Raw genomic sequence first — 1,342 nt, 5'->3', positions numbered from 1 at the left:
ACCTACAATACTGAAATGCCCCACACGCTTTTGGAAGTGAATGCTTCACAAAAAGACAAGGATTTTATCATGGCGGTCAACTGGAAAAAAGCTGAGGAATACATTGCTGCAGGCAAAGGGAAAAAAGTACCTGTAAAATATGCCCACAACAAATGGGATGAAAGTACCCACACCGCTACTTCTACAATCAAGACCGAGGTACTTTCTTTAGACCCAAGGGAATTGAAGGACATCGTTTACTTTATCCCCTGTCCAAAATCTCCGCACGGTACAGATACTGACCCTACCGGAGAGTACATCATCGGAAGTGGCAAATTGGCCGCTATCATCCCCGTGTTCTCCTTTACCAAAATGCTTGCTGCCATAGAAAAGCAGGATTTCGAAGGAAACATTGATGGCATGCCTGTTTTGAAATATGAATCCGTATTGCACGGCGAAGTTGCAAAGCCAGGTCTTGGACCATTGCACACTGAATTTGACGGAAAAGGATTTGCCTACACTTCCATGTTTGTCTCTTCTGAAATCGTAAAGTGGAACATCGAAACCCTTGAAGTGGTAGACAGGGTTCCTACTTACTATTCAGTAGGACACTTGAGTATCCCAGGTGGACCGACAGGCAAGCCACATGGCAAGTATATGGTGGCCTATAACAAAATCACCAAAGACAGATACCTTCCCACCGGACCTGAATTGGCACATTCTGCCCAACTTTATGATATTTCAGGTGACAAAATGCAGTTGCTTCTTGACTTTCCTACCATCGGAGAGCCACATTATGCGGAAGCTTTCCCTGCTTCTCTGATCAAAGACAGGCAGGTGAAATTCTACAAACTGGAAGAAAACAACCACCCCCATGTACTCAAAGGCATCAATGATGCAAGGGTAGAAAGAGATGGAAACAAAGTACACATCTACCTGACAAGTATCAGGTCCAATTTCAGACCCGACAACATCGAAGGAATCAGGGTTGGAGATGAGGTATACTTCCACATGACCAACCTCGAACAAGATTGGGATGTGCCTCACGGATTAGCCATCAAAGGCGCCAACACTGCTGAACTGCTCGTCATGCCGGGTGAAACAGCCACTTTGAAATGGGTACCGGACAGAACAGGTGTGTTCCCATTCTATTGTACAGACTTCTGTTCCGCATTGCACCAGGAAATGCAGGGCTACCTCAGGGTATCTCCGGCAGGAAGCAATACGCCGCTCAAGTTTTCTACAGGAGCTGCAGAATAATTTCTCCATCAACCTCACCGCCGGGATCAAAACCGGCGGTGATTAAAACCTAAAAAGATGAACAATATCAGCCCATCAAACCGGATTCTGGCTCTCATCGCCG

At 46.1% G+C, this 1,342-nt stretch carries 1 pseudogene; it reads left to right on the top strand.

Annotation, left to right across the window (positions count from 1 at the left end):
• Positions 1–1,239 (top strand): annotated as a pseudogene (locus ACZFYI_RS20415) (Sec-dependent nitrous-oxide reductase); the annotation flags it as partial.
• Positions 1,240–1,342 lie beyond the last annotated feature (103 nt).

Source organism: Aquiflexum sp. (assembly GCF_977115555.1).
The sequence above is the reverse complement of the archived record's forward strand: the minus strand, read 5'-3'. Positions and strand labels throughout refer to the sequence as shown.